Annotated in this window: 6 protein-coding genes; 2 read left to right on the forward strand and 4 right to left on the reverse strand. The window is 74.4% G+C overall.

All coding sequences use genetic code 11. From position 1 onward, the window contains the following. The first annotated feature begins 182 nt into the window (after positions 1 to 182). Positions 183 to 3,557, forward strand: a complete 3,375-nt coding sequence (locus QJS33_RS25570) for a pyruvate carboxylase (RefSeq protein WP_306370624.1) — start codon at positions 183 to 185, stop codon at positions 3,555 to 3,557. 414 nt (positions 3,558 to 3,971) lie between these two features. On the opposite strand, the gene QJS33_RS25575 is transcribed toward QJS33_RS25570, so the two are convergent. The 4 genes from QJS33_RS25575 to QJS33_RS25590 are packed head-to-tail and all read right to left on the reverse strand — an operon-like array spanning position 3,972 to position 7,439. Further along, positions 3,972 to 4,991 (reverse strand): pyridoxal-phosphate dependent enzyme, encoded by a 1,020-nt coding sequence (locus QJS33_RS25575; protein WP_306370625.1) that lies wholly within the window; start codon positions 4,989 to 4,991, stop codon positions 3,972 to 3,974. Beyond that, positions 4,949 to 5,911, reverse strand: a complete 963-nt coding sequence (locus QJS33_RS25580) for a GHMP kinase (protein ID WP_306370626.1) — start codon at positions 5,909 to 5,911, stop codon at positions 4,949 to 4,951. Before QJS33_RS25580 ends, QJS33_RS25575 begins: the two co-directional genes overlap by 43 nt. Next, positions 5,908 to 6,717, reverse strand: a complete 810-nt coding sequence (locus QJS33_RS25585; protein WP_306370627.1) for a Rossmann-like domain-containing protein — start codon at positions 6,715 to 6,717, stop codon at positions 5,908 to 5,910. Before QJS33_RS25585 ends, QJS33_RS25580 begins: the two co-directional genes overlap by 4 nt. Beyond that, on the reverse strand, positions 6,714 to 7,439 hold the full coding sequence (locus tag QJS33_RS25590; protein ID WP_306370628.1) for a methyltransferase: 726 nt from the start codon (positions 7,437 to 7,439) through the stop codon (positions 6,714 to 6,716). The genes QJS33_RS25585 and QJS33_RS25590 overlap by 4 nt, the downstream gene beginning before the upstream one ends. Positions 7,440 to 7,738: 299 nt before the next feature. On the opposite strand from QJS33_RS25590, the gene QJS33_RS25595 reads away from it, so the two are divergent. Continuing rightward, positions 7,739 to 8,994: MFS transporter (locus tag QJS33_RS25595; RefSeq protein WP_306370629.1), on the forward strand; the 1,256-nt coding region annotated here is incomplete at its 3' end.

Raw genomic sequence — 8,994 nt, forward strand, 5'->3', positions numbered from 1 at the left:
CCTGGGAACACACCGCGCACCCGCCCCGCCCGTCCGGGGGCCGGTCAACGGGCCCGGGGACCGCGCCGGTTAAGTTACCCGTGCAAACGTGCGCGGCGTGCACGCGATGCGCCCGCCGTCGACGGGGCCGGTGGCGCACACACGATGCGGCCTGCGCCGTTCCCACCGACCAGAAGGACACCATGTTCCGCACAGTGCTTGTGGCCAACCGGGGCGAGATCGCCATCCGGGCCCTGCGCGCCGCCTACGAACTGGGCGCCCGGACCATCGCGGTCTTCCCCCACGAGGACCGCAACTCGCTGCACCGCCTCAAAGCCGACGAGGCCTACCAGATCGGCGAACCGGGCCACCCGGTCCGCGCCTACCTGTCCGTCGACGAGATCGTCCGCGCGGCCCGCGAGTCGGGGGCCGACGCCGTCTACCCCGGATACGGGTTCCTGTCGGAGAACCCGCAGCTGGCCCGCGCCTGCCAGGAGGCCGGCATCACCTTCGTCGGCCCGCCCGCCGACGTCCTGGAACTGACCGGCAACAAGGCCACCGCCGTGGCCGCCGCCCGCGAGGCCGGGGTGCCGGTGCTGGAGTCCTCCGCGCCCTCCGCCGACGCCGACGCCCTCATCGGCGCCGCCGCCGGGATCGGCTTCCCGCTGTTCGTCAAGGCGGTCGCCGGGGGCGGCGGCCGCGGCATGCGCCGGGTGGACCACCCCGACCGGCTGCCCGAGGCCCTGGCCGCGGCCATGCGCGAGGCCGAGTCGGCGTTCGGCGACCCCACCGTGTTCCTGGAGAAGGCGGTCATCGACCCCCGCCACATCGAGGTGCAGATCCTCGCCGACGGCCAGGGGAACGTGGTGCACCTGTACGAGCGCGACTGCTCCCTCCAGCGCCGCCACCAGAAGGTCATCGAGCTGGCCCCCGCCCCCGACCTGGACCCGGGGCTGCGCGCGCGGATCTGCGACGACGCGGTGCGGTTCGCCCGCCGCATCGGCTACCGCAACGCCGGCACCGTGGAATTCCTGGTCGGCGCGGACGGCTCCCACGTGTTCATCGAGATGAACCCGCGCATCCAGGTCGAGCACACGGTGACCGAGGAGGTCACCGACATCGACCTGGTGCAGTCCCAGATGCGCATCGCCTCCGGCGAGACCCTCACCGACCTGGGCATCTCCCAGGACACCATCGTGGTGCGCGGGGCCGCCCTGCAATGCCGCATCACCACCGAGGACCCCGCCAACGGGTTCCGCCCCGACACCGGCATCATCAGCGCCTACCGCTCCCCGGGCGGCTCGGGCATCCGCCTGGACGGCGGCACCGCCGCCGCCGGCACCGAGATCAGCCCGCACTTCGACTCGCTGCTGGTCAAGCTCACCTGCCGGGGCCGCGACCTGGCCACCGCCGTCGACCGGGCCCGCCGCGCGGTGGCCGAGTTCCGCATCCGCAGCGTCGCCACGAACATCCCGTTCCTCCAGGCCGTACTGGAGGACCCCGACTTCCAGGCGGGCCGGATCACCACCTCCTTCATCGAGGAGCGCCCGCACCTTCTGACCGCGCGGCCCTCCGCCGACCGCGGCACCCGCCTGCTCACCTACCTGGCCGACGTCACCGTCAACAAGCCGCACGGGGAACGCCCGCACCTGATCGACCCCGCCCTGAAGCTGCCCGAGCTCCCGACCGGGTCCCCGCCCGCGGGGTCGCGGCAACGGCTCGCCGAACTGGGCCCGGAGGGGTTCGCCCGGTGGCTGCGCGCCTCCCCGAACCTGGCCGTCACCGACACCACCTTCCGCGACGCCCACCAATCGCTCCTGGCCACCCGGGTGCGCACCAAGGACCTGCTGGCCATCGCCCCGACCGTGGCCCGCACCCTGCCCGAACTGCTGTCCCTGGAGGCGTGGGGCGGCGCCACCTACGACGTGGCGCTGCGCTTCCTGGCCGAGGACCCCTGGGAGCGGCTGGCCGCACTGCGTGAGGCCGTCCCCAACATCTGCCTACAGATGCTGCTGCGCGGCCGCAACACCGTCGGCTACACCCCCTACCCCACCGAGGTCACCGCCGCGTTCGTGGAGGAGGCCGCCGCCACCGGCATCGACATCTTCCGGATCTTCGACGCCCTCAACGACGTCGAACAGATGCGCCCGGCCATCGACGCGGTCCGCGCCACCGGCACCTCCGTCGCCGAGGTCGCCCTGTGCTACACCGGCGACCTGTCCGACCCGGCCGAGGAGCTGTACACCCTCGACTACTACCTGCGCCTGGCCGAGAAGATCACGGCCGCGGGCGCGCACGTCCTGGCCGTCAAGGACATGGCGGGCCTGCTGCGCGCCCCGGCCGCGGCCACCCTGGTGGCGGCGCTGCGCCGGGAGTTCGACCTGCCGGTGCACGTCCACACCCACGACACCGCGGGCGGCCAGCTGGCCACCTACCTGGCCGCGGCGGGCGCGGGCGCCGACGCCGTGGACGGCGCGGTGGCGTCCATGGCCGGGACCACCTCCCAGCCGTCGCTGTCGGCGATCATCGCCGCCTTCGACCACACCGACAAGAGCACCGGGCTGAGCCTGGCGGCCGCCGGCGACCTGGAGCCGTACTGGGAGGCGGTACGGCGCGTCTACGCCCCCTTCGAGGCGGGCCTGTCCTCACCGACCGGCCGGGTGTACCACCACGAGATCCCCGGCGGCCAGCTGTCCAACCTGCGCACCCAGGCGATCTCCCTGGGGTTGGGCGACCACTTCGAGGAGATCGAGGCGATGTACGCCGCCGCCGACCGGATGCTGGGGCGGCTGGTCAAGGTCACCCCCTCCTCCAAGGTGGTGGGCGACCTGGCCCTGCACCTGGTCGGCGCAGGGGTCTCCCCGGCCGACTTCGCGGCCGACCCGTCCCGGTTCGACATCCCCGACTCGGTGGTGGGGTTCCTCCACGGCGAACTGGGGGTGCCCCCGGGCGGCTGGCCCGAACCGTTGCGCACCCGCGCCCTCCAGGGCCGCCCGGCGGCCCGCCCGGTGGTGGAGCTGGACGAGGAGCAGCGCCGCGGCCTGGACAAGGACCGGCGCGCCACGTTGAACCGGCTGCTGTTCCCGGCACCGACACAGGAGTTCCAGAAGCACCGGTCGGCCTACGGCGACACGAGCGTGCTCTCCAGCGCGGACTTCTTCTACGGCCTGCGACCGGGCCGGGAGTGCACGGTGGACCTGGACCCGGGGGTGCGGCTGCTCATCGAACTGGAGGCGGTGGGCGAACCCGACGAACGCGGGGTGCGCACCGTGCTGGCCCGGCTCAACGACCAGCTGCGGCCGCTACAGATCCAGGACCGGTCGCTGGCGTCGACGGTGCGCGCGGCGGAGAAGGCCGACAAGAACACGCCCGGGCACGTGGCGGCGCCGTTCGCGGGCGTGGTGACGCTGGTGGCGGGCGCCGGTGAGACGGTCCAGGCCGGTGCCACGATCGCCACCATCGAGGCGATGAAGATGGAGGCGGCGATCACCGCCCCGGTGGCGGGCACGGTCGCGCGGGTGGCGATCGACCGCGTCCAGCGCGTGGACGGCGGCGACCTGCTGGTCGTCCTGGAATAGCCGCGGCGGTTCCGTGTGAGCGCCCCCGCCGCGTCGCGGCGGGGGCGCTCACACGCCCCGGCGGTGTGTCGGGACGGGGTGCCCGAGAACACGGTGGTGTGGCAAAGCAGGAGTGACACGGGAGAAGATGCGAAGGCACCGCCCGGCCCCGCCCGGAGAAGACACACGCGGCGCCGTCCCCAACCCGACGGAACCTCCTCACCTGACAACAGAATCCGTTGCCATAGGGCAATTCTACAACCGTCTCAATATTTTGATGCAAAATCTATACAGGTTTCGGTTGCCCGACCGTTGACTCGCGACGGCTCCGGCACCTTCGGCGGACCGCCGTGCGCGAGAGCCGCCCCCGCCCCGGGGCGGCGGAACCGGTCCGCGACCGGTGCGCCGCACCGCGGGACAGGGCACGGCGACGGCTCACTCCTCGACGTGCACCGCACGGGCGGGCGCCGGCGCCCGCCCCCACTCCATACGCGACCACGGCGCCGCCAGCTCCGCCGTGTCAGCGATCGCCACCGGCTCCAACGACCCCGCCGCCACCGCCCGGCCGTGCCGGGCGAACACCGACTCCACGTACCGGTGCCCGGTGTCGGCCGCCACGAACACCACCCTCCGCTCCGGCGCCCGCCGCGCCTCCCAACGGGCCACCAGATGCGCGGCGCCCGTGGACAGCCCGGCGAACACCGCGTGCTCGCGCAGCAACGCCACACTCCCGGCCAGGGCGGCGTCGAACCCCACCCAGTGCACGACGTCGTACAGGGCGTGGTCCACGTTCCCGAAGGGGATGGAGCTACCGATCCCCGCGATGATGATCTCCTTGTCGCGCACCGCCTCCCCGCCGAAGGTGACACTGCCGAAAGGCTGTACCCCCACCAGCTCGGTGTCGGGCGCCCGCTCGCGCAGGAACGTCGCCAACGCCCCGGTGGAGGCGCCCGACCCCACCCCGCCGACCACGGTCAGCGGGGCGGGGTCCAACTCCTTGGCGATCTGATCGGCCACCGCCCGGTACCCCAGGTAGTGCACCGAGTCGTGGTACTGGCGCATCCAGTGGTAGTCGGGGTGCTCGGCCAGCAGCTCCCGCACCCGGGCCACCCGCCGGCTCTGGTCGAACCGCAGATCGTCGGAGGGCGGCACCTGCTCCAGGGTGGCGCCCAGGATCTCCAACTGCACACGGGTGGTCCGGTCGATGGTGGTGGACCCCACGATGTGGCACCGCAGCCCGTACCGGTGGCAGGCCAACGCCAACCCGTAGGCGTAGATGCCGCTGGAGCTGTCCATCAGGGTGTCGCCGGGGCGCACGACCCCGGTGTCGAGCAGGTGGCGCACGGCCGCGGCCGCCGAGGCCACCTTCATGGACTCGAACCGCAGGCACACCAGCCCGCCGCCGAGGTCGATCAGGTCCGGTCTGCCAAGGGTCTGGCACACGTGGTCGTCCACGTCGTCTCTCCAGGGATCGGGGGGCTGGTGGGAAAGACCCGGGTGGGCACGAGGCCCGCCCCGCGCAACCGTTCCAGGGCGGTGTCGATCCGGGCCCCCAGGTCGTCGGCACGGGCGTCGAAGAGCACACCGGCGACATTGCCGCTGTGCGCGACCTGGACGCCGACCGCCCCGCACAGGCGGGCGACTCCCTTGAGCGTCCCCAGTTCCGGCTTGGGCAGAACCCGTTGGTTCAACACGGCGCTCTCGGTACTGATCCGCCCCACCTCGGCGGCGTCGCGGGCCGCCACCGCCGCGCGCAGGGCCACGCGCAGGCGTTCGTGGACGGCGGCCTCGCCCCGGTCCACCCGGGCGCGCAGCCCCAGGGTGTTCACCGGGGCGCCCCCGCCGGTGAGGCAGCCCACGACGACCAGGGGCGGCAGCGGGGCGCCCAGGTCCTCCAGGACCCGGCCCTCGCGCTGGGCGAACAGCAGCGCCCGCCCGTCCTCCCACATGATGGGGTCGCTGGCGCCCTCGGCGGCCACCGCGATGCGGGCCACGGTGGCGGGGGCCGGGTCCACCCCGAACGCGGCGCACACCGCGCGCACCGCCGCGGTGACGTCGCTGGTGGAGGAGCCCAGGCCCAGCCCGGTGGGGGCGCCGCCGCGCAACCGCAGCGTCCCCCCGCACACCCGGAGGCGGCGGGTCGCGCACTCGGCGGCGGCCAGGGCCGCGGCACGGGCCGCCTTGACCCGGCCCGGCGGGTGCACCTCCACCCGGTGGGCGGGGGTGCCCGGCCGGGGCGTGAACACCGCCTCGGTGACGGGGTCGGCCATGGGCAGGGTGACCAGGCCCCGGCGGGGGCGTCCGCCCCGGTCCAGGAACACCCCCTGGACGATCTCTCCGTGGTGGCAGGCGGCGCGGCCGGTGCCGGTGATCACGAACCGGCCCCCGCCCCGTCGGCACGGTACCGGTACAGGGCGGTGGGGACCGCGCTGAACTGGGAGAACGGGAAGGGTTCGGCGGACAGGGCGCTGACCCCCTCACCGAGCAGGGCGCGGGCGACGGCGGCACCGCTCTGGGCGTACACCACCAGGGGGATCCCGCGCTCGCGGCAGCGCGCGAGGATGGTGTCGAAGCTGCCGTTGCCCAGGGTCATCCCGGTGGCGACCACGGCGTCGGCCTCCGCCAGCACCCCGTCCATGGACGAGGCGACCTCGTCCCCCCACCGGGTGCGGCGCAGGTTGAGGTCGCACGGCAGGCACTCGCCGCCCCGTTCGCGGATCGCGGCGACCAGCGGGTCCACCACCCCGATCAGCCCGACCTTGCGCCCCTCGGGGTCGGGCAGGAGTCCGGCGATGGCGGCGTCGCGGGCCACGGCGCGCTGTTCGGGGGTGCCCTCGGGCAGGGTGACGGCCTCGGCGCGCGCATCGCGGTGGTGGGGCAGGGCCGCGGCCAGGTGGGCGTCCAGGGCGGCCAGGCGCAGCGGCAGGGGCCGCTCCGGCGCCATCAGCTCGCCCAGGGGCAGCCCGGAGGTCTGGGCGCACACCGCCGGGTCGAGTTCGCCGTCCTCGAAGGCGCAGGCCCCGAAGGCGGCCCCGACCCGGACCAGCACGTACCGGTTGAGGTAGGTGACCTCGCCCCCGGCCAGGCGGGTGCCGTGGTGGACCCAGAACACGCTGGTGGCCACCGGCAGCGGCACCGGGTGGGTGCGGGCCGCCTCGAACAGGTCGCTGAGGGTCTTCACGCGTCCCCTTCCCGGGTCAGGCGGAACAGGTAGGTGAGCACACCGTCCGGCCAGTCGTGCCGGTGGGCGACCTCGGCGGTGAAGCCCAGGTCGGCGGCGCGGCCGATGATGGTGCGCAGGTCGGCGGTGTTGGAGACGATGAGGTGGACCTCCCCGCCCGGGGCGAGCAGGCCGCGTGCGGCGATCTGGGTGAAGAACGCGTCGGTCACCGGGGCGCCCGCGCACACGTTGCGCACCACGTCGGGGTCGGTGCTCACCGCCTGGCTGACGGCGGGCGGGTTGAAGGTGACGACGTCGAACGCGGTGCCCCGGGGCACCGCGGAGAACTGGTCGGACACCAGGGCGGTGAACGCCGTGCCGGGTGCGGCCCCGCCCACGACGGTCCGGTACACGGCCTCGGCGGCGGCGACGCTGGCGGGGTGCACGTCCAGGGCGTGGACGGTGCGGGCGCCGCGCAGGGCGGCGACGGCGGCCTCCACGCCCAGGCCGCAGCCCATGGCGGCGTAGCGGCGCCCGCGCACGTCGATGGCGTCGTCCAAGATGCGCTGGTGGATCATGCGGCTGGTGGCGCCGGGCAGGAAGACGCCGGGGGGAACGTCCAGGGTCCACCCGTTCCACTCGTAGCGGCGGTGGGCGGCCAGGTCGGCGCGGGGGCGGTTGAGGTCGATGATCTGTGCGGCCGGGAGCGGGGGCGGCAGCGTGGCGATGAGCGAACGGTCCACACGGTTCCTTTCGGGAAGGGGGTCGTCCTGAGCGGCACTATAGGGGAAATGAAAATCGTTGTCATTTAATCGCGGGAACACGATGCGTGATCCGCCCCGCACCCACCGGCACTCGGCACCGCGCCCGGAACGGACATTCCCACTTCTCCCCCCGCGAAAGCGGACCACTTCCGACCCACCGCCCTCCCGCGCCGGCCCGTCGCGGACACGGAGGCCCCCGCCAAAGTCGCTACTGATAATCGTTTTCACTAGAGTGGACGGGCAGCCATCACCACCTTCCGGAGAGTGAGAACCACCGCGTGTCATCGACAACGGCGCCGAACACCGAACCCTCCGCCCTCCCGGGCGGCCCGCTGCGCGACCCCGTCTTCTGGCGCCTGTGGAGCGCCACCACCGCCTCGGGGCTGGCGACCTGGGCGCTCCCCTTCATCCTGGGCCTGGCCGTCCTGGACGGCTCCCTCGGCGCGATCGACCTGGGCCTGGTCCTGGCCCTGCGCACCGCGGGCTTCCTGGTGGCCGTCCCGGCCGGCGGCCTGCTCGCCGACCGCCACTCCCGCCGCGCGGTCGTGCTCTGGTCGGGACTGGCCGCCGCCCTGGCCACCCCACTCCTCGTCCTGGGCCTGGGCTCCTCCACCGCCCTCATGGCCGCGGCCGCCACCGTCGTGGGCGCCGGGCAGGGCGCCTGCCGCCCCGCCTTCCAGGCCCTGACCGCCGAGGTCGTCCCCGAACACCACCGGCAGCAGGCCAACGCCGCCCTGACCTTCTCCACCCGGGTCAGCACCCTGCTCGCCCCCGGCCTGACCGCCCTGCTGGCCCTGGTCACCGGACTGTGGGTACTGCTGCTGGGCACCGCCGCGCTGTGGCTGATCGCCGCCCTGGCCCCCGCCCGCGGCGCCTCCGGGCCCCGCACCCGCTCCCGCGCCCCCTTCCACACCGAGTTCCTGGACGGCCTGGCCGAGGCCCGCCGCCACCCCTGGTTCCTGGCCGGGCTGGGCGCGCTCACCGTCGTCATCGCCACCGGCTACTCCGCCACCGGCGTCCTGCTGCCACTGGCCGGCCGCGACCACTACGGCAGCGAGGCCGTCCTGGCCGGGGCGCTGACCGCCTACACCGCCGGCGCCCTGCTGGGCGCGGTCATCGTGTCCCGCTTCAAGCCCCGCGCCCGGGGGTGGGCGGCCCTGGCCGGGCTGGGCCTGTACGCCCTGGCCCCGCTGAGCCTGATCGCCCCGGTGGGCCCGGTCGTGGTCATGGCCGCGTACGCGGTGGTGGGGGTGGGCATCGAGCTGTTCAACGTGCCCTGGTTCACCGCCGTGCAGCGCGAGGTCGCCCCGGACAAGCTGGCCCGGGTGTCCTCCCTGGACTTCCTGTTCTCCTACGGGCTGGCCCCGGTGGGCCTGGCGCTCATCGGCCCGGCGGCGGCCGCCTGGGGCACCGGCCCGGTCCTCATCGCCTGCGCCCTGGCCTGCTTGGCCGCCCCGGCCCTGGCCGCACTGGCCCCGGGCGGGCGCACCTTCTCCACCCCCCGCCCCGACCCGGCACGGCCCGCCGCGGACCC

Source organism: Nocardiopsis sp. CC223A (assembly GCF_030766825.1).
GTDB lineage: Bacteria > Actinomycetota > Actinomycetes > Streptosporangiales > Streptosporangiaceae > Nocardiopsis.